21 protein-coding genes are annotated in these 21825 nt (G+C 43.6%); 15 read left to right on the top strand and 6 right to left on the bottom strand.

Features of this window, described 5'->3' with window-relative positions:
- Nucleotides 1-6 precede the first annotated feature (6 nt).
- Nucleotides 7-447: a YeeE/YedE family protein gene (locus R7Z50_RS19825; protein ID WP_053307706.1), complete on the top strand. Its 441-nt coding sequence runs from the start codon at nucleotides 7-9 to the stop codon at nucleotides 445-447.
- A gap of 36 nt (nucleotides 448-483) precedes the next feature.
- Here the strand turns inward: R7Z50_RS19825 and R7Z50_RS19820 are convergent, their stop codons facing one another.
- Nucleotides 484-1347 carry an endonuclease/exonuclease/phosphatase family protein gene (locus R7Z50_RS19820; RefSeq protein ID WP_137282617.1) on the bottom strand — a complete coding sequence of 288 codons (864 nt, stop codon included), beginning with the start codon at nucleotides 1345-1347 and terminating at the stop codon, nucleotides 484-486.
- A 309-nt stretch (nucleotides 1348-1656) separates the two neighbouring features.
- On the opposite strand from R7Z50_RS19820, the gene nrdD reads away from it, so the two are divergent.
- On the top strand, nucleotides 1657-3777 hold the full coding sequence (nrdD, locus tag R7Z50_RS19815; protein WP_005388026.1) for an anaerobic ribonucleoside-triphosphate reductase: 2121 nt from the start codon (nucleotides 1657-1659) through the stop codon (nucleotides 3775-3777).
- Between the two features lie 84 nt (nucleotides 3778-3861).
- Nucleotides 3862-4332, top strand: a complete 471-nt coding sequence (gene nrdG / locus R7Z50_RS19810; protein ID WP_318149229.1) for an anaerobic ribonucleoside-triphosphate reductase-activating protein — start codon at nucleotides 3862-3864, stop codon at nucleotides 4330-4332.
- An 84-nt stretch (nucleotides 4333-4416) separates the two neighbouring features.
- Here nrdG and R7Z50_RS19805 read toward each other — a convergent pair whose 3' ends face one another.
- A complete protein-coding gene (locus R7Z50_RS19805) occupies nucleotides 4417-5802 on the bottom strand; it encodes an MATE family efflux transporter (protein WP_054575442.1) in 1386 nt (461 codons plus the stop codon).
- A 120-nt stretch (nucleotides 5803-5922) separates the two neighbouring features.
- Between R7Z50_RS19805 and R7Z50_RS19800 the strand changes: the two genes are divergently transcribed.
- The 3 genes from R7Z50_RS19800 to R7Z50_RS19790 all read left to right on the top strand — a co-directional run bounded on the left by R7Z50_RS19800 (nucleotide 5923) and on the right by R7Z50_RS19790 (nucleotide 8818).
- Nucleotides 5923-6780, top strand: a complete 858-nt coding sequence (locus R7Z50_RS19800) for an AraC family transcriptional regulator (protein ID WP_005388028.1) — start codon at nucleotides 5923-5925, stop codon at nucleotides 6778-6780.
- Nucleotides 6781-6935: 155 nt separating this feature from the next.
- Nucleotides 6936-8123: an aromatic amino acid transaminase gene (locus R7Z50_RS19795; RefSeq protein ID WP_017634625.1), complete on the top strand. Its 1188-nt coding sequence runs from the start codon at nucleotides 6936-6938 to the stop codon at nucleotides 8121-8123.
- A gap of 11 nt (nucleotides 8124-8134) precedes the next feature.
- On the top strand, nucleotides 8135-8818 hold the full coding sequence (locus R7Z50_RS19790; protein ID WP_064354793.1) for an ATP-dependent zinc protease: 684 nt from the start codon (nucleotides 8135-8137) through the stop codon (nucleotides 8816-8818).
- Between the two features lie 122 nt (nucleotides 8819-8940).
- Here R7Z50_RS19790 and R7Z50_RS19785 read toward each other — a convergent pair whose 3' ends face one another.
- Together R7Z50_RS19785 and R7Z50_RS19780 are read right to left on the bottom strand one after the other, a co-directional pair.
- Entirely contained in the window at nucleotides 8941-9477 is a 537-nt protein-coding gene (locus tag R7Z50_RS19785; protein WP_017634623.1) for a hypothetical protein, read from the bottom strand.
- Nucleotides 9478-9631: 154 nt separating this feature from the next.
- On the bottom strand, nucleotides 9632-10006 hold the full coding sequence (locus tag R7Z50_RS19780) for a YgiW/YdeI family stress tolerance OB fold protein (RefSeq protein ID WP_005376220.1): 375 nt from the start codon (nucleotides 10004-10006) through the stop codon (nucleotides 9632-9634).
- A 155-nt stretch (nucleotides 10007-10161) separates the two neighbouring features.
- Here R7Z50_RS19780 and R7Z50_RS19775 point away from each other — a divergent pair, with 155 nt between their 5' ends.
- The 4 genes from R7Z50_RS19775 (at nucleotide 10162) to modC (ending at nucleotide 14258) form a co-directional block, all read left to right on the top strand.
- Entirely contained in the window at nucleotides 10162-11613 is a 1452-nt protein-coding gene (locus R7Z50_RS19775) for a cobyric acid synthase (RefSeq protein WP_047101159.1), read from the top strand.
- Between the two features lie 69 nt (nucleotides 11614-11682).
- Nucleotides 11683-12438, top strand: coding sequence for a molybdate ABC transporter substrate-binding protein (modA, locus tag R7Z50_RS19770; RefSeq protein WP_017634622.1), 756 nt, complete (start codon nucleotides 11683-11685; stop codon nucleotides 12436-12438).
- A 27-nt stretch (nucleotides 12439-12465) separates the two neighbouring features.
- Nucleotides 12466-13155 carry a molybdate ABC transporter permease subunit gene (gene modB / locus R7Z50_RS19765; protein WP_017634621.1) on the top strand — a complete coding sequence of 230 codons (690 nt, stop codon included), beginning with the start codon at nucleotides 12466-12468 and terminating at the stop codon, nucleotides 13153-13155.
- Nucleotides 13152-14258, top strand: a complete 1107-nt coding sequence (modC, locus tag R7Z50_RS19760; protein ID WP_017634620.1) for a molybdenum ABC transporter ATP-binding protein ModC — start codon at nucleotides 13152-13154, stop codon at nucleotides 14256-14258. Before modB ends, modC begins: the two co-directional genes overlap by 4 nt.
- A 76-nt stretch (nucleotides 14259-14334) precedes the next feature.
- Here the strand turns inward: modC and R7Z50_RS19755 are convergent, their stop codons facing one another.
- Nucleotides 14335-14772 (bottom strand): DUF3069 domain-containing protein, encoded by a 438-nt coding sequence (locus R7Z50_RS19755; RefSeq protein ID WP_005376232.1) that lies wholly within the window; start codon nucleotides 14770-14772, stop codon nucleotides 14335-14337.
- A gap of 273 nt (nucleotides 14773-15045) precedes the next feature.
- Between R7Z50_RS19755 and R7Z50_RS19750 the strand changes: the two genes are divergently transcribed.
- Complete coding sequence (locus R7Z50_RS19750; RefSeq protein WP_005376234.1) at nucleotides 15046-16005, top strand: diguanylate cyclase; 960 nt, start codon at nucleotides 15046-15048, stop codon at nucleotides 16003-16005.
- A 253-nt stretch (nucleotides 16006-16258) separates the two neighbouring features.
- Here the strand turns inward: R7Z50_RS19750 and R7Z50_RS19745 are convergent, their stop codons facing one another.
- Entirely contained in the window at nucleotides 16259-17497 is a 1239-nt protein-coding gene (locus R7Z50_RS19745) for a GGDEF domain-containing protein (RefSeq protein WP_206969424.1), read from the bottom strand.
- A 253-nt stretch (nucleotides 17498-17750) separates the two neighbouring features.
- Here R7Z50_RS19745 and R7Z50_RS19740 point away from each other — a divergent pair, with 253 nt between their 5' ends.
- From R7Z50_RS19740 to pntB, 4 genes are all read left to right on the top strand, one after another.
- On the top strand, nucleotides 17751-18119 hold the full coding sequence (locus R7Z50_RS19740) for a late competence development ComFB family protein (protein WP_005376241.1): 369 nt from the start codon (nucleotides 17751-17753) through the stop codon (nucleotides 18117-18119).
- A 41-nt stretch (nucleotides 18120-18160) separates the two neighbouring features.
- Nucleotides 18161-18442, top strand: coding sequence for an HlyU family transcriptional regulator (locus R7Z50_RS19735; RefSeq protein WP_005376244.1), 282 nt, complete (start codon nucleotides 18161-18163; stop codon nucleotides 18440-18442).
- Nucleotides 18443-18876: 434 nt separating this feature from the next.
- The gene (locus R7Z50_RS19730) at nucleotides 18877-20433 is read left to right on the top strand and encodes a Re/Si-specific NAD(P)(+) transhydrogenase subunit alpha (RefSeq protein ID WP_206969432.1); all 1557 of its coding nucleotides are present in this window, start codon (nucleotides 18877-18879) and stop codon (nucleotides 20431-20433) included.
- 8 nt (nucleotides 20434-20441) lie between these two features.
- Nucleotides 20442-21818, top strand: coding sequence for a Re/Si-specific NAD(P)(+) transhydrogenase subunit beta (gene pntB, locus R7Z50_RS19725; RefSeq protein WP_318149228.1), 1377 nt, complete (start codon nucleotides 20442-20444; stop codon nucleotides 21816-21818).
- The last annotated feature ends 7 nt before the right edge of the window (nucleotides 21819-21825 follow it).

Genomic DNA, 21825 nt, shown 5'->3' with positions numbered 1-21825 from the left:
GCCGTTATGAAAACTCATGTAATGAAAAGTATTAAGCAAATGTCCGTTGTTGCATTTTCTGGTGTGCTCTTTGGTATTGGTATGGTGGTCTCTGGTATGGCTGAACCGGCAAAAGTGATTGGCTTTCTCGATATTACTGGAGCATGGGATCCAAGCTTAGCCTTTGTAATGGGCGGAGCACTTGCGGTGTTCGTTCCAGCTTATCTTTTATTAATAAAGCCAAGAAGCGAATCTGTGTTTGGTGATGAGATTGTATGCCCAACTTCTAAAGCGATAGACAAAAAGTTAGTCGGTGGTGCTGTACTGTTTGGTATTGGTTGGGGGTTACTGGGTGTGTGTCCTGGTCCTGCGGTTGCCAGCCTTTTCACTGGCAACACACAAGTTCTGCTCTTTATAGTGGCAATGGCGGCTGGGTCATTCACCGCTAAAAGAGTGGTTCGTCAATAAAGAAAGTACTTCAACGTTAAAAATAGTACTTAAACGCTAAAAAGTGAGTGTCGTAGAAACCGGGCAATGGTCACTCAGTTTATAGTCGAGTACATCTTGTGTTTTGAAAACGGTTTGAACACCAGACGACGCCTTTAAATCACCACTCGCAATGATGTGGTCTATCACCGAGCGGAATTGGTGGGTTTTATTCGGATTACGATTAGAGCGCACTTTACATTCCGCTTTAGTGTCTTTAGTCACTAGCTTTGCACTAGTATTGTCCGATATCACGTCCCACAACCAATCTCCTTGATAACCCAAGTTGTGGTTAAAGTCGCCAAGCACGACATAATGTTGTTTGTTGTCCTCGCGCGCCTTTATCCACTTAGCTAGTGCCTGTCCTTGTTGTTTCACTATCTTACAATCGCGGTTATTACGATACGCGCCACTGCAACCCGCTTTCAGATGTACAGAGAGTAGGTGAGTCTCGTTTTCTTGGTTTGGATTGAAAACAAGGTAGCTCGCGAAGCGAAGCTTGCTGTTGCCTCGTGTGATAGAGAAGTCTGGCTTGTCTAATACGCTTACGCCATTGCGCACGGCAAAGCCTGTGTATTGGTTGGTGTCGTTAAACTGAAGGTGTCGGTTGGAGGCGTTTGAACGATCGGAAAGATAAATAGTGAAGTCATTGCCAACGGCTTTTTGGATGGCAGCAGCACTTTCGACTTCTTGAAAAGCAAAAATGTCGGCTTGTGTTTTATCCACATAGTGGGTCAGCTTTTCAAAATCTTGTGGTGTTCTCGACACTTTTCCACCATCTATAGATAACCATTCTATGTTCCAACTGGTTAGATTGATGGAGTTTTGAGCAAATGAAAGAGAACTAAAAAGTAATATTAACGTAACAAAAAGTGATCGCATTTTGGCCTGTTGCACTCCTATCTTTTAGCGTATTCCTTTCCATCCTTTATCCTACAAGACCTCCAAAAATAGCAAGTAGATTTAGTACCAATTTTGCAATTTTCATGGTTTTCTTCGCAACTGAGATCAACGCCAATAAGATCGATTTCTTCTTGTTCGCTAGCCAATCTTTATTGATCAAAATCAATGTTTTCGAGTGGTGCTTCTCGTTAAATACGCCACAATATATTGTGTTGCCAGAATAAAAAATAACCCCATATAGTGTGTTTGTGGATAACTCTGTGAGTATGCTCGGGTAAGGAGAACAAAGTGAAACCAATCGTAATCAAACGCGACGGATCAAGAGCTCCGTTCAACAGGGATCGTATCCAAGCAGCAGTTGAAGCAGCAGCGGAAAACAAAGATAAAGATGTCGCTATTTATGCTCTTAATGTGGCTCTTGCTGTCGAGTTACAGTTAAGAGAACACGATGAAGTTCACATCCATGAGATTCAAGACTTAGTCGAAAATGAACTCATGCAAGGTCCTTACAAAGCCCTAGCGCGTTCTTACATTGAATATCGCCACGATCGCGACATCGCTCGTGAGAAGCAAAGTGCACTAACTCGCGAAATCGAAGGTTTGATTGAAGAAAGTAATCTGGATCTAATCAACGAGAACGCGAACAAAGACGGCAAAGTAATTCCGACTCAACGTGACTTGTTGGCTGGTATCGTAGCGAAACACTACGCGAAGACGCACATTCTTCCTCGCGATGTGGTTCAAGCGCACGAAGTGGGTGACATTCACTACCACGATTTAGACTACGCACCGTTCTTCCCAATGTTTAACTGTATGCTTATCGATCTTAAAGGCATGCTGACGCATGGTTTTAAAATGGGTAACGCTGAGATTGATACGCCAAAATCAATTTCGACTGCAACAGCGGTAACAGCACAAATCATTGCTCAAGTCGCGAGCCACATTTACGGCGGTACAACCATCAACCGTATTGATGAGGTTCTAGAACCGTACGTAATCACAAGCTACGAGAAACACCTAGAGATTGCAAAAGAGTGGAACATTGCTGAGCCAGAAGAGTTCGCAAAAGCGCGCACTGAGAAAGAGTGTTACGACGCATTTCAATCTCTAGAATACGAAGTAAACACGCTGCATACAGCGAACGGTCAAACCCCATTCGTTACGTTCGGTTTTGGTCTTGGTACAAGCTGGGCATCCCGCCTGATCCAGAAATCGATTCTGAAGAATCGTATTGCAGGTCTAGGCAAGAACCGTAAAACAGCGGTATTCCCTAAACTTGTATTCGGCATCAAAGATGGTTTGAACCACAAATCAGAAGATCCAAACTACGACATCAAGCAACTTGCGCTTGAGTGTGCGTCTAAGCGTATGTACCCAGACATTCTTAACTACGACAAAGTAGTGGAAGTAACCGGTTCATTCAAAACGCCAATGGGTTGCCGTAGCTTCCTTGGTACTTACGAAGAAAACGGTGAGCTGATTCACGAAGGTCGTAACAACCTTGGCGTCGTGAGCTTGAACCTTCCTCGTATCGCTATCCGTGCAAACGGAAGCGAAGAGAAATTCTACGAGCTTCTAAATGACCGCCTACGTCTTGCTCGTAAAGCACTAGAGACACGTATCTCTCGCCTTGAAAACGTGAAAGCACGTGTGGCCCCAATCCTATACATGGAAGGCGCATGTGGTGTTCGCTTGAAAGCAGACGACTCAATCGCAGATATCTTCAAGAACGGTCGTGCGTCTATTTCTCTTGGTTACATCGGTGTACACGAGACAATTAACGCGCTATTCGGTACAGAAGCGCACGTTTATGATGACGCTGTTTTGCGTGAAAAAGCGGTCGCGATCATCAAGCATCTAAAAGATGCTGTGAATCAATGGGCTGACGAAACAGGTTATGGCTTCAGCTTATATGCAACGCCAAGTGAAAACCTATGTAGCCGTTTCTGCCGCATCGATGCGAAAGAGTTCGGCGTAATTGAAGGCGTAACAGACAAAGGTTACTACACCAACAGCTTCCACCTAGATGTTGAGAAGAAGGTGAACCCATACGACAAGATCGACTTTGAGATGCCTTACCCAGAAATCTCAAGCGGCGGCTTTATCTGTTACGGCGAGTTCCCGAACATGCAACGTAACGTTGAAGCACTAGAAAACGTATGGGACTACAGTTACACCCGAGTGCCTTACTACGGTACAAACACGCCAATTGATGAGTGCTACGAGTGTGGCTACAACGGCGAGTTTGACTGTACAAGTAAAGGCTTCACTTGCCCAAGCTGTGGTAACCATGACTCAACTAAAGTATCAGTAACACGTCGAGTTTGTGGCTACCTAGGCAGCCCAGATGCACGCCCGTTTAACTTCGGTAAGCAAGAAGAAGTGAAGCGCCGAGTTAAACACCTGTAAGGTTTACTACCACTCGTTTTAACACTTTGAAAATCAACTTTAAACAGGTTGATTTTCTCTTTCGCGATAACACAGAGACGCATTATGAATTACCACCAATACTATCCAATTGACGTTGTTAACGGACCGGGTACGCGCTGCACGCTGTTTGTGTCGGGTTGTGTGCATCAGTGCCGTGGGTGTTATAACCAGTCGACGCAACGTTTGAATTCTGGTGTACTTTTCACGCAAGAAGCGGAAGACAAAATCATCGCTGACTTAAACGACACGCGTATCAAACGCCGTGGCTTGTCGTTGTCGGGTGGAGATCCGCTTCACCCTGCTAATGTGCCTCATATTTTGAAGATAGTGAAAAGGGTGAGAGAGGAGTGCCCAGGTAAAGACATTTGGGTTTGGACTGGCTACACGCTGACGGAACTGAATAACGCGCAAAGGGAAGTGGTGCAATACATCGATGTTTTGATTGATGGTAAGTTTGAACAAGACAAGAAAGACCTCAATCTCGAATGGCGTGGCAGTTCAAACCAAATCATTCATCGCTTTACGGACATCTAATCAAGCATTCTCCGCACATAAAAAGGGCTCACGCGTGCATAACGGGTGAGCCCTTTTGGTGTGAGTTCGTTAATGTCTTTTTGGTTACGCTGTCACCGATTGGTCATCTTCAACCATATTATTTATCCAACGTTTAGATTGAATACGGTAAGTCGTCAGCACGCCTTTCACTAACTCTTCCGCGAGCAGAGACATCAAGACAAAATGCAAAGGCAGCCCTAACACCATGCCTGTGTAATAAGTAAGGGGGATGCCAATAGCCCACTGACCGAACGTGTCGATGAAAATGCTATAGCGAATATCAGCGCCACTCTTTAGTACGCCGCCAATCCCAACCATGTTAAACACCCTCAAAATCATACCTAACGCCATGACTAAACATACGTTAAGTGCCATATCTGCATCGGTTAACGGGCTCAGTACCAATAGGTGATGAATCATGGGCGAGCTCAACCACACTAGGAAAAACAGCAAGGTGGCTAAGATTGCGCTGGTTAACACATACCACCACGCCGTTTTCTCGACTCGGTCATAATGTGTTGCACCAATATCATTCCCAAGAAGAACGGATGCAGCGACCGCAAATCCCATAAAGGTTGAAATCAGTACCCCTTCAATCGGTGATAAGAATGAGATGATCGCCAGTTCTGAAACGCCCAATTGACCATAGATGATGCTGTAAACGATCAATCCACCAGTCCAAAGCGCATCGTGGACCAACATGGGTAAAGAAACCTTAAAGTACTTTTTTCGATACTGTTTTAAGCGGCCTTGTACCCAATCGAACTTAGTCGGAATTAGGTAAGCATATCGTTTGTAGAAAAAATAAATCAAGACGGCGGTTTGGAAAAATCGAGAAACAAAACTACCTACGGCTGCACCAAACACGCCCCATTGAGGGAAACCAAATAAACCAAAAATCAAAACATAATTAAGCGCGACGTTAACGACAATGGCGGAGATACTAACGTTGGTTGCCAGTTTGGTTTGGCCCACGGAGCGCAATACCGCTTCAATCGGTACTACTATCGCCGTAGCAATGAGGCTAAAGCCCGTAACCACAAGATAATCACGTGCATAAGTGACGTATTCAGGATCGTCAGACATAAAAGAGACGATCTCTTCATCAAAAATCGCATAAAGAACGATAAACGGCAGCGTCACCAAAATGGAAATAAACCAAGATTGCGCCAACGTTCTGCGAATTCCGGCTAGGTTTCCTGAGCCGTAGTATTGAGAAGCAAGTACGGTAACTGCACCGCACAGGCCAAAGACAACCGCTAGGTTGAAGAAAAAGATACGATTTCCAACTCCAACTGCTGCCGTTGCAGATTCTCCGAGTAGGCTTACCATGAAAATATCCACGACGCCGAGCAAAGCAAAAAGCATGGACTGAAGTGAAACAGGTAGGCCAATCGTAATCAGCTTTTGCCAAAATGCTTTATCGATGTATTCGCGTGTTAAGAGCATCGCATTTCTCCTTAAAGATTAATGCGAGTAGTTTATCCTCATGATTTGGCGGTGTATTTTTCAAAGGAATCCAAAACCTTTGTAAAACTCTCTACTAACGCACATGTGAGCCAATAAATCATGGAAGATAAACAAGAACGCTACGCGATTTCAGAAAAAACTTATCAAGAGTTTATTGATCACAGTCGAGTATTAGCACTTGAGGAGAGAGGCATTGTGCAGTGCGGCATTGCCACTTGTCGTGACTTCTTCTCTGTTTATCGTAAAAACCAAAAGAAACACATGCTGCTCTATACGGTGCGTGGTAAAGGGTGGCTAGAGAGTGGGACTTATCGATACGATTTGGAACCGGGCTCGTTGATTACAGTACCCGCAGGTGTTGAAAACGGTTTTGGTATAGAAGAAGAACCTTGGCAGATCGCGTGGCTTTTTCTTGCTCCTGATAGAGAGTGGCCGATATTAGAATGTGATGTTCGCTATCAGCTTTCATCTACACCTGAAGTGATGTATGCATGTATCCAAACACTACTACGCAGCATTCACCTTCCAATCGATTATGGTGGTGCGGTAGGTGAGCATAGTGTGGCTCAGTTAGAGCTGATGTTAAACATGCCGCCCTCAGAGTCGATATCACGCAGCCAATTGAGGCTTCGGCGTGTATTTGACCTTGTCCAACGTCAGCTCCATAAGGATTGGAGCGTTGAGCAGGTGGCGGCTCTATATCCATGTTCGGAGCCTCATTTGCATCGACTGACTCAAAAGCAGTTTGGTCGAAGCCCAATGGCACATTTAACGCGTATGCGCATGGAATATGCTGCTAGGTTACTTCGTTCAACAGAATGGCCAATTCAGCATATTGGAGAAATAGTCGGATATCCGACCAGCGCTAACTTTAGTACACGTTTTAAAGCGTGGTCGACCATGACACCAAGAGAGTTTAGAAAAAACGGTAGAGTGGATTGGTACGACGAGGAGTGAATCGTTCTTTTTCTGAACGATAGAGCGCACAAAACTCACCGCAATCCAGAATTTTGTTCTCTAATTGATGAAATAAGTGAAAAATCATTTCGTCATTTTTTGCGATGGTGTTAACGTGAGGTTCGGTACTTGAATTTCAAAGGGTTATGACTTTCATGTTTTCTAATCTCCCAACTCCCGTATTAGATCCTATTTTATCTCTATCCGTTGCATACCGTAACGATGAACGTCCAAACAAGGTTGACCTTGGCATTGGCGTATACAAAAACAGCGCAGGCGAAACGCCGATTATGAAAGCCATTCAAATGGCGCAGGATGTCGTTGTTGAAACTCAAAAAACCAAGTCTTATGTTGGTCTTGCGGGTTGCGAAGAATTTAATAAAAGCATGATCGATTTGCTGCTGACGGGAACGTCTGCAATGGATCGTGTTGCAGCTATTCAAACGCCAGGTGCAAGTGGTGCGCTGCGTATGCTCGGTGATCTAATGAAGATCGCACAGCCAGATACGACGGTTTGGATTTCCAACCCAAGCTACGTAAACCACAAGCCAGTGATGGAAGCAGCAGGCCTTAAAGTTAAGTTCTACCACTATTTCTCTTCGGAAACGAAACAAGTAGACACCGCAAAAATGATGGATGATCTTGCGAAAGCTGGGCCTTCAGATGTGGTACTTCTTCATGGTTGTTGCCACAACCCAACTGGTGCAGATATTGACTTCTCTGCTTGGCAAGCCATTACAGAATTGTCGCAGAAGAACGGTTTCATCCCATTTGTGGACATTGCTTACCAAGGCTTCGGTGATGGCCTAGAAGAAGACGCAAAAGGTCTTCGTTTTATGGCAGATAACGTTGAAGAGATGTTGATTACTACTTCATGTTCGAAGAACTTTGGTCTGTACCGTGAACGAACTGGTGCAGCGATTGTGGTTGGTAAGAACATGCATGATGTAACCAATGCAAAAGGTAAACTCCTCACTCTAGCTCGCTCGACTTACACGATGCCACCCGACCATGGTGCAGCTTTAGTCAAGACCATTCTGCAAGATGACAATCTCACTTCCGTTTGGAAGCAAGAATTGAGTGAAATGCAACATCGTTTGGTTAGCCTTCGTCAAAGTTTGTGTAACGAGTTGAGAAACAACCATAATACAGATCAATTTGATTTCATTGAGGGTCACAAAGGCATGTTTACTGTGCTAGGCTTTAGTGGAAACCAAATGGCGCAACTGCGTGAAGATTATGGCATTTATGGTGTTGGCGATGGTCGAATTAACATTGCCGGACTTACCGAAACTCATATTCCATACGTAGCGGACGCAATTAAGAAAGTATCTCAAGCTTAATTGGAGTGTGGATGAAAAACTGGAAACTGATTCTGCCGCTTATGATGAGCGGCAGTTTAATTGCTTGTACGTCAACTCAAACGACGCAGGAACCTGTTGAGCCAGAGTCGCCAAAGGTCGAAGCGCCCGTTAAAGTCGAGCCAGAAGTGAAACCTGATGTAGATCCAAAGCCAGAGGTGGAGCCCAAACCAGAAGCGAAACCTGAGAAAAAGCCGGAACCAAAGCCTAAGAAGCCAGTCAAGGTCACAAAAACACCCGATGGCATGTTAATTCTTGGTTCTGAAGAATGGGTTTATGTTCCTGAAATTGACCAGACTTTCAAGGCTAGAGTCGATACAGGTGCGACAACATCATCAATTAGTGCGACTGACATTGTTCCGTTTGAGCGTGATGGTAAAGACTGGGTTAAATTTAAGATAGATTTAGGTGACAAAGACACCAAAGAATTTAAAGTACCCGTTGAGCGCTGGGCTAAAGTTAAGCAGTCTTCGTCAGAAGAGGTGGATAAACGAGCGGTGGTAAAAGCCTACATTACCGTTGGGGATCACAAAGAAAAGACAGAGTTTACGTTAGCGGATCGCGGACATATGACGTTTCCAATTTTGCTTGGTCGAAGCTTTTTTAGAGATATTGCCGTTGTGGATGTATCGAAAAAATATGTGCAAGATAAACCTAAAAAAACCGCTAAAAACTGATGTATTAAAGCTAGTTTCTGCTACAAGCTAATAATTCTTGATTAGCAAAAAATGGCCTCCAAAATCGGAGGCTATTTTTATTGAATCATATGCTTGCTTGTGATGCCTGGTAGTCATATCCACTAAAATGCAAAACGAGCAGACATTACAATTTGCTGGCCATAGACACCATTATTTTTGAAATCTGCACCAAGCGATAGTTGTTGAGTTGAGTGGAATCGTGCGCCCAGATTGTAAATGGTGTTCGAATCGTCATTATCTATGATTTGGCCGATACGGCCATGTAGCTCAACATTTTGCATAAACCAAATACGAGTGCCAATATTCACTTCCGTGCGCCACTCGTCACCCACTTTATCACTGCCGTTCTCTTTAATGTTGTGTACCAACATTTGGCCATAAATATCTGCAAATTGGCCTGCTGGCCCATTAAAGCCTATACCACCAGCAATGTCCCAGTCTCCGCTAAACTCACTGTCTGCGCGAGCAATGAAATGGGTATTCTCTGTAAAGTAGGTATTGAACTCGCCACCAAATGTACCAGGGCTAGTGCCCATGCGAAATTCCATCGTGTTGTAGTTGAAATTATTTGCATGTGCGGAAAGTGGCAAAATAGCACACAAACCAAAGGCTGCAACCTTTAGAGCTTTACCTAGCATGGTGTCTCCGGGCAAGATGATTAAAATGAACAAAAAAATGGTCTGCAAAAAGCAGACCAAGATTGATAAAGCTATCATTTTAAGTGCTTGCCGTCACTATTTAGCTGTAATCGTCACTACATCATGTTGATATGCACAGCAATCGGGGTTTGTTTTACATGACTACGAGTTGTTCGACTTCAATCTCTGGTTTGTTCCCGCCTTCAAATTCGCCAAACAGACGGACTTTAGTCGTGTGATCAATCGGAGTATTTAGCTGAATATCGTCATCGAGTTCGACCATCACTTCACCGGAACCATCGCTAAAGACAAACTTATCCGCGCGAACTTGACGCAATAAGTTACCTTCAACGACCACATCTTTTTCAGTAAACATATTGGAGTCGTTTAGCAAGGCATCCAATTTTTCCACAGTGACAGGACCGTTAAACTGCAAGTTTGATTGGTTTTGAGCGTTATCTTTCGCGAACGCGATAGAAGGAGCAATAGCTAAGGCGGCGATTGTTGCGATAATTGTATTCTTTTTCATGTTACATCCTCATCGGTTTGTTTTGATGGGGTCATTAAAACAGGGCTTGTTTGAACCAATGATGATTTCAACATTCATATTCTATTCATTTGCTTGAGTAAGTGGGGACGATGACGTTATGATTGTTCATCTTCCTCTATTCCTTACGAATGTTCATGAAATCAGCGATCCCATCTTTAATGGTTCAAGGCACCACTTCGGATGCCGGAAAAAGTGTCCTTGTGGCAGGTTTATGCCGTGTATTAGCAAGAAAAGGGATAAATGTTGCCCCATTTAAGCCACAAAACATGGCACTAAATAGTGCGGTAACCAAAGATGGCGGTGAAATAGGTCGAGCACAGGCCGTTCAGGCACAGGCGTGTAATATTGAGCCAACCGTACATATGAATCCGGTTTTGATTAAACCTAACAGTGATACAGGTGCTCAGATCATTTTGCAGGGTAAGGCGATTTCCAATATGGATGCGGCTGGCTTTCATGATTACAAGAAAGTGGCGATGGACACGGTGTTAGATTCCTTCTCTCGTCTGACTCAAGAATTTGATTCGATCATTATCGAGGGCGCGGGGAGTCCTGCTGAAATCAATTTACGAGAAGGCGATATTGCAAACATGGGTTTTGCTGAGGCCGCTGATGTACCAGTGATCATTGTTGCTGATATTGATCGTGGTGGAGTGTTTGCACATTTGTACGGAACACTTGCGCTACTTTCTGAATCTGAACAAGCGCGAGTAAAAGGATTTGTTATCAACCGTTTTCGAGGTGATATTCGTTTATTGCAATCGGGCCTCGATTGGCTAGAAGAAAAAACAGGTAAACCTGTACTTGGTGTACTTCCTTTTCTCCATGGTTTGAATTTAGAAGCAGAAGACGCGATCACTGCGCAGCAAGAGTTGCACTCTGAGGTAAAACTGAATGTTGTTGTGCCTGTTTTAACCCGGATTAGTAATCATACTGATTTTGATGTGCTGCGATTGAATCCAGACATCAATCTACGTTATGTAGGTAAAGGCGAAAAAATAGATAAAGCCGACCTGGTTATTTTGCCTGGGACCAAATCAGTGAGAGACGATCTGGAGTATCTAAGAAGCCAAGGGTGGGATAACGATATCTTGCGTCATATTCGTCTTGGTGGAAAAGTGATTGGTATCTGTGGAGGCTACCAGATGCTTGGAAACTTGATTGATGATCCAAACGGCGTCGAAGGCCAACCAGGTCAAAGCGAAGGACTTGGGTTGCTTGATATCACTACGACGCTAACTAACAGCAAACAGCTTACAAACACACAAGCACAGCTTTCTCTTAACGGCAAAACAGCCAATGTAAAAGGTTATGAAATCCACGTAGGGCGAAGTGAAGTACGGGGCCTGCAACCTCTTACATTCAGTTCCGGTGAAGCGGAGGGGGCGATCAGCGAGTGTGGCCAAATCATGGGAACCTACCTTCACGGGTTCTTTGACGAGGCAGATGTCTTAAGCCTGGTATCAGAATGGGTAAACGGCACCCAAATCAAACAACAAGACTTTGAAGAGTTAAAGGAGCAAGGCATTAATCGCATCGCAGATGCGATAGAACAACATATGCGCCTTGATTTTTTGTTTAAATAGCACATTAACTGATTGAACTTTATATTCAAATAACCTGTTCTTTCGCTTGCCTTGTATTGGAGTATCTCTATGAAAGCATGGAAACAGCATGCTTGCCTTGCGGCAGTATTAAGCATTTCATTTTCAGCAAACGCAGCAACGAACCTAAAAGTGTATGCAGCCTCTTCTATGACGAATGCGATTAACGAGATCGCGCAAAACTTTGAAGAAAAGTATGACGTTTCTATCACTCCCGTTTATGGTGGTTCTTCTTCTATCGCTCGACAAATTATCAATGGCGCACCAGCGGATGTATTCATTTCTGCGAACACGAAATGGATGGATTATTTGGTCGATAAAGACGTCATTTTTCGTGACAATGTCACAAATCTAGTGCGCAATAGCTTAGTGTTGATTGCTCCCCAGTCTTCAGAATTAACCTCATTTAACTTTTCTGATGCAAAGGCATGGGAGAAGGCATTGCATGGAAATCGTCTTGCTTTAGGCAATCCGACGTCAGTACCTGCTGGTATGTACGCGAAAGAGTCATTGACTACACTGGGTGTATGGAAAGCGGTTCAAACTCACGTCGCACCAGCAAAGAATGTGCGCTTAGCTTTGGCGTTGGTTGAACGTGGAGAAGCGCCTTTAGGTGTGGTCTACAAAACCGATGCTCAGTTAACTGATAAAGTCAAAATTGTCGGCGAATTTGCGAGTGATACGCATGCGGCTATTGTTTACCCGGCTGCAATTGTGAATGATTCTACTGAGTCGGAGCAGTTCTTCCAGTACCTAAAATCGGACGAAGCCGCACGCGTTTTTGCTCAATATGGCTTTCAGCAATAAACCGGCCTTCAATTATAGGAACGAAGCGTGACAGAACTGGAATACCAAGCCTTAATGTTAAGCCTCAAAGTAGGCGCGTACGCAGTACTTTGGCTGATTCCTCTCGGCGTTTTTCTTGCTTGGCTACTTTCTCGAAAAACGTTCTTTGGTAAATCGATTCTCGATAGCTTAATTCATTTACCACTGGTATTGCCGCCAGTGGTAATCGGCTATTTGTTGTTGATTTCTTTAGGACGACAAGGGTTCCTTGGAAAGTGGCTCTATGAAAACTTAGGGGTAGTCTTTAGCTTTAATTGGAAAGGGGCAGTAGTCGCTTGTCTTGTCGTGGCTTTGCCTTTGATGGTTCGTTCAGTACGCTTAAGCTTAGATAGCGTCGACCCTAAATTGGAGCACGCAGCCTCTACGTTAGGCGCTTCTCCTTTAAAAGTGTTTCTCACCGTCACGTTACCACTGACCATTCCCGGAATTATTACGGGCACGATGCTGTCATTTGCTCGTAGTCTTGGCGAATTCGGGGCGACGATCAGTTTCGTCTCTAACATTCCGGGTGAGACCCAAACGATTCCGCTGGCAATGTACAACTTTATTGAAACGCCAGGTGCAGAAATGCAGGCGGCTCGTCTGTGTATCATTTCTATCGCGTTAGCCTTGTCTACATTAATGATCTCTGAATGGCTAAATCGTAAAGCGGCAAGCAGATTGGGTGCGAAGCAATGACGATTAAAGTCCAATTTAAACAAATGCTTGGTGAGACTGACTTCGACATCAAACTTAAGTTACCTTGTAACGGAATTAGTGCCTTGTTTGGACGATCTGGTGCAGGTAAAACGACGTTGATTAACATCATCAGCGGATTGGTCACTCCAAGGCAAGGGTATGTTGCGGTTGGTGAGCATGTTTTGTTTGACAGTGAACAGGGAATCAACCTACCAACGCACAAGCGTGGTATTGGTTATGTGTTTCAGGATTCACGTTTGTTTCCTCACTATTCGGTTCAAGGCAATTTGTTATATGGCGTTAAAGAAAAAGATGACGAGTATTTTGATGCAGTCACCGAACTCTTGTCTATCAAACCGTTACTAAAGCGCTTTCCGGTATCACTTTCTGGTGGTGAAAAGCAACGTGTTGCGATTGCGCGCGCATTGCTATCTAAACCCAATTTGCTTTTGATGGATGAGCCACTTGCCTCACTCGATATGCCAAGAAAGCGTGAGGTAATGCCTTTTCTTGAGGAGTTGTCGGAGAAGGTAAATATTCCTATTATCTATGTCACACACAGTCTCCAGGAAATTTTAAGGCTTGCTCAGCACCTTGCAATTATTGACCAAGGTAAAATTTCGAGTTCAGGTAAGCTTGAGGAAGTGTGGGCTTCTCATGCTATGCGCCCATGGCAATCTTTCTCAGAGCAAAGCAGCTTATTTGAAGGCCGGATTGCTGAACATCATGAACGTTATGCACTGACTTGTATCAGCCTTGCACCTAATGTATTCCTGTGGGTGCAAAAGATTGACGGAACACCAGACACGCCAATACGCTTGCAAGTGCGTGCCAACGACGTTTCTATCACGCTCGAGCAGTCCAAGGCGACGTCGATTCGAAATATTTTGCCTGCTATTGTCGATTCCATCGAGGTGTTTAATGCAGCCGATGACAAGCAGAGTATTAATGTATCACTCAAGCTAGACGAGAAATGTTATTTGTGGGCAACGATCACACCGTGGGCCCTTGATGATCTCAACCTAAAAGTTGGTAGCCGTGTTTTTGCACAAATTAAAGGTGTCAGTGTGACACAAAAAGATATGGCACTAGCGCCTCATTAACCGTTTAGACTGATTTACGCTTCATGATCAAAAAAGGCCGCAAAGTGCGGCCTTTGTTACTAGAAGAATGTCGGAATTACTTCGCGAATACTTCTTTGAATTCACGCTTAAGAAGTGGGTCACGACGTGCTTTCTTAAGTTGCTTAACCATGTCTTTCACACAGTTGTGAAGCACATTATCAAGTAGTTGAGCACGGTATTCTTCTTTATCTTCATCTGTCATGTTTTCTGGCAGATTAAGAGTAGGAAACTCTTCCATCACATTAATACCAGCGAATGCTTGGCCTACAGAAACTAGAGCATGAAACTGTTCAAAGTTGTCTAGAATGTTCTGTGCGCTTGCTGGCATTTCGTCCCATGATTCACGTACCGCTTCTTCAGACACTTCATGGATAGAGGTAACCATTTCGAACATTTGCTCTGGAACTTCGTCAAATTCGATAACTTTACGTAGCTCTGGAGAAATGCTGGCTAGATCGATTTTTTTGCTTTCGCTGTTAGTTGCTTCTGACATGGTGTGTCTCTCATTACAAAAAGGCGGGAATATTAATACCAAATGCATCAAATAGCTATACCCATTAGTCCGCAAGATGACCAAAGTGAATGAGTTTGTTGAACTTCTGCTCACAGGCCATGATTAGATAGGGTAACGTCCAGTCTAACTGCTTTATGCAATGGATTCCGTGTTATTCAAACAAAAATATAGCACTTAATTATTAGTCGAATGCAACAACTCTATGAGTATGGTATATGTTTAATAAAGACATAATTAAAAATGGAACGCGTTATGCAACCGACAGGGACATCGATGCGAATCCTTCTGGTTGACGATGTTCAGCTAGACAGGATGCAGTTGGCTATTCGTCTAAAGCAACTTGGACATATTGTAAAAGCCGTAGGTAGTGGACTAGAGGCGTTAAATACCTACGAGAGTTTTGATCCGGAACTGGTGTTACTCGATATATCAATGCCAGATATGAACGGTTTTGAAGTCTCTCTTCATATAAGAGAAACGTTTCCGGATTGGATCCCAATTATTTTCTTGAGTAGTCACGAAGAGCCAGAAATGATTGCTAAAGCCATAGACGCGGGCGGTGATGACTATTTAATTAAGCCGGTAGATAAACTGGTACTGAACTCTAAACTTATCGCAATGCAGCGTATTGCTCATATGAGACGAGAGCTTAAGCAAGCGACAGCTCAATTAGAGCAAGTTAATCAACTTTTGACTCAGCAAGCGAATGAAGATGGCCTAACCAAACTCTATAACCGCCGTTATATCGACCATAAGTTGGAATCGATGGTTGCATGGCATGGCCGTCACAATATGCCAATGGCTTTGATTCTATTGGACGTCGATTTTTTTAAACCGTTTAATGATAATTACGGTCATATTGAAGGCGACCGTTGCTTGCAAGCGATTGCGAATCAACTAAAGGCGACGTTTTGTCGCTCTGGGGAATATGTAGGTCGATATGGTGGAGAAGAGTTTGTCGTGTTGCTAGGGTGTACCGACACTCAAACAGCAGAAAGAGAAGCCGAGCGTATACAAGAGGCTATGTATTTTCTCGATTACCCACATGAGTATTCTAGTGTGTCAAATAGAGTGACAGTGTCACAGGGTGTTTTTGTTTTTCAACCGACAGGGAAAGAAGTGCAATCAGACTTGTATGCAACCGTTGATAAAGCGCTATATACCTCGAAGTCTTTGGGAAGAAACACACATACTTTAGTTAATTCTCTTTAAAAACAAAACCTTATGAATGCCGCTCTTTTTGTTGCGTTGTCACTTTTTTGGTGGTTATTTTTAAAGCTCACTCAAAGTAAGATAGGCAAACAGTGCGAACGGAATGTCGCAATCGGGCGTATACCTTATACCTTTGATTAGATAGATAACATCTGGATAGTGGCAACGATGAGTGCAGTTATTATGCTGATGGGGAAGTTCGGTTTTGTTGTAAACCCAGACAAGCTTATTAACTTTCACGATTGGTGAGGGTCTAACGAAGCTTTATGCAGTTACGTCCGGCCTTTTTCGCTTTGTAAAGTGCTTCGTCCGCTGATTTAATGACGTCCAGAGGAGCTTGCCCATTCCGGCTATCAGCAACTCCGAAACTTGCGGTAACAAAAACCGACTTTCTTTTCGAACTGTTGCTACCACGACGTTTTTGTCCTTGTTTATGGTTCTCAGGGCGAGATTCTTCATCGCGTAATATCATCTCGTATTCTGCAATCGATTTGCGAGCTTCTTCCAAAAAGTTCTTACATTCGTCAGCGTATTTGCCTTTAAAAACGATGGTAAATTCTTCTCCGCCAAATCGATAAACTTTTGCGCCGCCTGGGGTTTTAGTGAGGCGCGAAGCGACCATTTTTAGAACGTCATCACCAGTATCGTGACCGTAGGTGTCGTTAAACTTTTTAAAATGGTCAACATCAAGCATTGCGATCGTGAACTTCTTACCCATGTGTTTTAGATCGAGATCAAGTGCACGTCTGCTCGGAATCAGCGTTAGGCTATCGGTGAAAGCCAGTTGATGGCTAGCGGAAGCGGCATAAACAATGATAAGCAGCCCTGTTAGCGTAAACATGGTGCTTGATATGTACTGCACATCAAAGAAAATGAACGTCGCAGACGCCAATACCATGGCAGAGTAGGTCATCGCATGAATAATTTCATTCTTCTTTAAAACAAGGATTCCAAGAAAACAGACAATACCCACGCAATATAAAACAAGAATTAAAGGCAGTTTAGAGACGGTCGGTACAATAAATAAAATACCGCTTGTCCATTGTTCAAACCCTCCTTCAACGTAATATGCTAGCGTTAGATAAGACCAAAGAACGAACATTGCTAACATCAAGATATAAGTCAACATGGCTCTGGAGTCAAAACCTTCTTTACTAAACAAAAATACCGTAAGAAACGAGACAGGAAGTAACGTGGCTAAAATGGTTAGCTCAAGTAAAGCGGTACCACTTTGAAGCGGGACTTGTAGGCGGTGCTGTATCACGAAATAGGCTAGCAACATTGCCAAGCACACCATGGACTCTCTGCCTTGCTTAAATGAATAACAAAGGAGTAGCGCACAACATAATAGTATGTACGGCAAGTTTGCGGCAATGCCCCAGTTTGCCTGAGTCATCTGAATAATGCTGTCCATGCCCGAACTCACTATGCCCAGTAGCAAAAAAGGGAATAAGAATCTGAAGCCTGATGAAGTCATTGACGATGAGGACATCTATTACAAACTGCCTGAAAATAGTTGACTATATAATTGGTTAGGTAAATCGTTTTATCAATATGGATATTTATCCGTTATTGAATTTCGAACTTTGAGAACTAGCAAGAATACGTCTATTTGTTCCTTTTCCCAAGTATTTTGGAAGACATTACCGCAAAAAGAGAGAGATTGATTAAATTAAGAGCAATCAATAAGTTGTTATAAACAAGTCGTTGCTATACTCATTTCATAGGAAAAAGGAGATTTACAGATGCAGATAAGCTCAGATGTGCACAACTACATGGAAACATTAGTAGGCCAGGTTCTCAGTTTGCCTGAATTTTTAGAACAGTATGACAACGAACAGTTAGCCGATATTGCTTGCCTTGCGCTTATCCAGCTCAAGCCTGTCTATATCCGTCATGATATTGATTTTTTGTCTTCACTTCCTGAACAAAAATTAAGCCAGTTTAAGCAAAGCGCGGATATAGCGGTGAAAAACGCCGCAGAAATGGTGAAAGAAGACAGGCGTAAGAACCGAGAGTATGATGTGCCTGTAATTTTTTCCCATACTAGTTATGATGATGACAAAGAGTTGGATTGGTATGAAAAACCGATCCTTAACGTTAATATTAAGTAAGAGTCGCTCAGTTGACTAGTGAGCTGACCCAAGGAGGAATCGTGGGATTTTTTTCGCGTTTGTTTGGTGGTAGTGAGAAAACGGTTGAAGCCAAAAATATCGAACCAGTTGAATATAAAGGCTTCCTTATTTACCCAGAGAGCCTTTCAGAGGGCGGACAATATCGCATCGCTGGTCGAATAGAAAAGCATGACAATGATGAAGTGAAAACACATCGGTTTATTCGCTCCGATTTGCTTGGCTCAGAGCAAGATGCCAATGACCTTATGTTGAAGAAATCTCAAATGTTTATTGATCAAATGGGCGATAAAATCTTCGACTAGCAATTTACTGCAATTTGATTCCAGTCATCTTAAAAAGAGCCATTAGTGTATATGCTAGTGGCTCTTTCTTTTTAACGCTTAAATCTCTGTTAAGTCAGTATTTAATCGTTACCTGATTAGACCTCAGTCTAGTACGGTGTTGCGTTGTTATTTTTCGTGCACAGAGCGACAATCATTCATTACTTAGCGTTATATGTAATGAAATTTAGTATTTAAATTACAAAACACTTGAAGTAATGAGACGCGTTCGATACAAACAGAATAATAACAGGGCTGTTAGTCAAGGTGTTATTGTGCAAATGGGTGTCCCCAAACATCATCTTTCGTTTGCAATTGTCTTGCGTGGTAAACAGATAGAAATAAAAAAGAATTAGAGTAGAGCGACGCTCTGTTTTGGGACTAATTTATTGATATGTATACAAGGAGTATGCGTTTTGCAAATCGGTGTACCTAAAGAGATACTCGCGGGTGAATCGCGAGTGGCTGCATCGCCGAAGTCGGTTGAGCAGTTAATAAAATTGGGATTCGATGTCGCGATTGAATCCCAAGCGGGGGTGCTAGCGAGTTTCGATGATGCCGCTTATGAAGCAGCTGGTGCGAAAATCCTTTCTAGTGAAGAAGTTTGGGCATCTGGCCTTATTTTAAAAGTTAATGCGCCAATTGTGGATGATGAGCAAGGCATTGACGAAATTGCGTTACTGCAAGATGGAGCAACACTGGTTAGCTTTATTTGGCCGGCTCAAAATGCTGAGTTGATGGAACAACTTTCAAGTAAGAACATTAACGTTCTTGCCATGGATTCCGTTCCTCGTATCTCACGTGCACAAGCCTTAGACGCGCTATCTTCGATGGCTAATATCGCTGGTTATCGTGCAGTGGTTGAGGCAGCTCATGAGTTTGGTCGTTTCTTTACAGGTCAAATTACGGCTGCCGGTAAAGTACCTCCAGCGAAAGTATTGGTTGCGGGTGCTGGCGTCGCTGGCTTGGCGGCTATCGGTGCTGCAGGTAGCTTAGGTGCCATTGTCCGTGCGTTTGACGTCCGCCCAGAAGTAAAAGAGCAAGTTGAATCGATGGGCGCTGAGTTCCTGACCGTTGACTTTCAAGAAGAGTCAGGCTCTGGGGATGGCTACGCAAAAGAAATGTCTGATGACTTCAACAAAAAAGCGGCAGAGTTATACGCAGAGCAAGCTAAAGATGTTGATATCATTATTACGACCGCGCTCATCCCTGGTAAACCTGCGCCGAAGTTGATCACCAAAGAAATGGTCGACAGCATGAAAGCGGGCAGTGTAATTGTCGACTTGGCAGCTGCTAATGGCGGTAACTGTGAATATACAGTGAAAGACCAAGTTATCATGACGGATAACGGAGTAAAAATTGTTGGTTACACTGACATGGTTGGTCGTTTGCCAACACAATCTTCTCAGCTTTACGCGACAAACCTTGTTAACCTTCTAAAACTGCTGTGTAAAGAGAAAGATGGCAACATCAATATTGATTTTGAAGATGTTGTTATCCGAGGCGTTACCGTGGTGAAAGAAGGTGAAGTTACTTGGCCAGCGCCACCAATTCAGGTTTCAGCTCAGCCGCAAGTGAAACAAGAACAGCCTGTGAAGCCAGAGCCTAAAGTAGAAGAACCTACGTCTCCAACGAAGAAAATTATTGGTGTGGCAGCGGCTGTTGGAGCCTTTGCATGGGTTGCATCGGTTGCTCCGGCAGCGTTTCTTTCTCACTTTACTGTATTTGTTCTAGCGTGTGTTGTCGGATACTACGTAGTATGGAATGTTACCCATGCACTTCATACTCCACTAATGTCAGTAACGAATGCTATCTCTGGCATTATTGTCGTTGGTGCATTACTGCAAATTGGACAAGGTAATGGCGTCGTTTCATTCCTATCTTTTATTGCCGTATTGATCGTGAGTATCAATATCTTCGGTGGTTTCACCGTCACCAAGCGTATGCTTGAAATGTTCCGCAAAGATAAATAGGAGTCACAATGTCTGCAGGATTAGTACAAGCAGCTTACATTGTTGCTGCATTATTTTTCATCATGAGTTTGGCGGGGCTTTCAAAGCAAGAGTCTGCTCGTAATGGTAACTACTACGGTATCGCTGGTATGACGATCGCGCTAATAGCGACGATCTTTAGCCCAGATGCGCAAGGTTTTGGTTGGATCATTATCGCGATGGCGATAGGTGGTGCGATCGGTATTTTCTATGCGAAGAAAGTAGAAATGACCGAGATGCCAGAACTGGTTGCGATTCTACACAGCTTTGTAGGTTTAGCTGCGGTTTTAGTTGGCTACAACAGTTACCTAGATGCGCCAGAAGCAGCAACACATGCTGAGCATGTTATCCACCTTGTAGAAGTATTCTTGGGTGTGTTCATCGGTGCCGTAACTTTCACCGGTTCAATTGTCGCATTTGGTAAGCTGCGTGGTGTGATTTCTTCGTCGCCACTTAACCTGCCTCATAAGCACAAAATGAACCTCGCAGCGGTTGTTATTTCTACGCTTCTTATGATCTACTTCGTAAAAGCAGATGGCAGCATGTTCGCTCTTATTGTGATGACTTTGATCGCGTTCGCATTCGGCTACCATTTAGTCGCTTCAATCGGTGGTGCTGATATGCCAGTTGTTGTCTCTATGTTGAACTCATATTCAGGTTGGGCAGCAGCGGCAGCAGGTTTCATGCTAGCAAATGATCTATTGATTGTAACAGGTGCTTTGGTAGGTTCATCAGGTGCGATTCTTTCTTACATCATGTGTAAAGCAATGAACCGTTCGTTTATCAGTGTTATTGCCGGTGGTTTTGGTCAAGAGATAGTGATTTCAGGTGACGAAGAGCAGGGCGAATATCGTGAAACAACGGCTGAAGAAGTTGCAGAGATGTTGAAGAACTCAAAATCAGTAATCATCACTCCAGGATATGGCATGGCAGTAGCTCAGGCACAATACCCTGTTCATGAAATTACTGATGTACTTCGTTCACAAGGTATTGAAGTTCGCTTTGGGATTCACCCAGTAGCGGGTCGTCTACCGGGGCATATGAATGTGTTACTCGCTGAAGCAAAAGTACCGTATGATATCGTTCTTGAAATGGATGAAATCAATGATGACTTTGCAGAAACCGATACCGTATTGGTTATCGGTGCTAACGATACGGTCAACCCAGCCGCACTGGAAGATCCGAACAGCCCAATCGCTGGTATGCCCGTATTGGAGGTATGGAAAGCGAAAAACGTAGTGGTATTCAAGCGCTCAATGAATACTGGTTACGCAGGAGTACAGAACCCACTGTTCTTCAAAGAAAATACATCAATGCTATTTGGTGACGCAAAAGTCAAAACTAGTGAGATATTAGATCATCTTTAGATGGGTT

It is taken from the genome of Vibrio sp. 1249-1 (assembly GCF_033340495.1).
The sequence above is the reverse complement of the archived record's forward strand: the minus strand, read 5'-3'. Positions and strand labels throughout refer to the sequence as shown.

Bases quoted from the DNA above. Each gene is read 5' to 3' on its own strand.
- modA (WP_017634622.1), top strand. From the start codon at position 11,683: ATGAAAGCATGGAAACAGCATGCTTGCCTTGCGGCAGTATTAAGCATT.
- R7Z50_RS19750 (WP_005376234.1), top strand. From the start codon at position 15,046: ATGCAACCGACAGGGACATCGATGCGAATCCTTCTGGTTGACGATGTT.
- R7Z50_RS19755 (WP_005376232.1), bottom strand. From the start codon at position 14,772: ATGTCAGAAGCAACTAACAGCGAAAGCAAAAAAATCGATCTAGCCAGC.
- pntB (WP_318149228.1), top strand. From the start codon at position 20,442: ATGTCTGCAGGATTAGTACAAGCAGCTTACATTGTTGCTGCATTATTT.
- R7Z50_RS19795 (WP_017634625.1), top strand. From the start codon at position 6,936: ATGTTTTCTAATCTCCCAACTCCCGTATTAGATCCTATTTTATCTCTA.
- R7Z50_RS19740 (WP_005376241.1), top strand. From the start codon at position 17,751: ATGCAGATAAGCTCAGATGTGCACAACTACATGGAAACATTAGTAGGC.
- R7Z50_RS19800 (WP_005388028.1), top strand. From the start codon at position 5,923: ATGGAAGATAAACAAGAACGCTACGCGATTTCAGAAAAAACTTATCAA.
- R7Z50_RS19780 (WP_005376220.1), bottom strand. From the start codon at position 10,006: ATGAAAAAGAATACAATTATCGCAACAATCGCCGCCTTAGCTATTGCT.
- R7Z50_RS19825 (WP_053307706.1), top strand. From the start codon at position 7: ATGAAAACTCATGTAATGAAAAGTATTAAGCAAATGTCCGTTGTTGCA.
- nrdG (WP_318149229.1), top strand. From the start codon at position 3,862: ATGAATTACCACCAATACTATCCAATTGACGTTGTTAACGGACCGGGT.
- R7Z50_RS19820 (WP_137282617.1), bottom strand. From the start codon at position 1,347: ATGCGATCACTTTTTGTTACGTTAATATTACTTTTTAGTTCTCTTTCA.
- R7Z50_RS19745 (WP_206969424.1), bottom strand. From the start codon at position 17,497: ATGTCCTCATCGTCAATGACTTCATCAGGCTTCAGATTCTTATTCCCT.
- R7Z50_RS19790 (WP_064354793.1), top strand. From the start codon at position 8,135: ATGAAAAACTGGAAACTGATTCTGCCGCTTATGATGAGCGGCAGTTTA.
- R7Z50_RS19785 (WP_017634623.1), bottom strand. From the start codon at position 9,477: ATGCTAGGTAAAGCTCTAAAGGTTGCAGCCTTTGGTTTGTGTGCTATT.
- R7Z50_RS19775 (WP_047101159.1), top strand. From the start codon at position 10,162: ATGAAATCAGCGATCCCATCTTTAATGGTTCAAGGCACCACTTCGGAT.
- R7Z50_RS19805 (WP_054575442.1), bottom strand. From the start codon at position 5,802: ATGCTCTTAACACGCGAATACATCGATAAAGCATTTTGGCAAAAGCTG.
- modC (WP_017634620.1), top strand. From the start codon at position 13,152: ATGACGATTAAAGTCCAATTTAAACAAATGCTTGGTGAGACTGACTTC.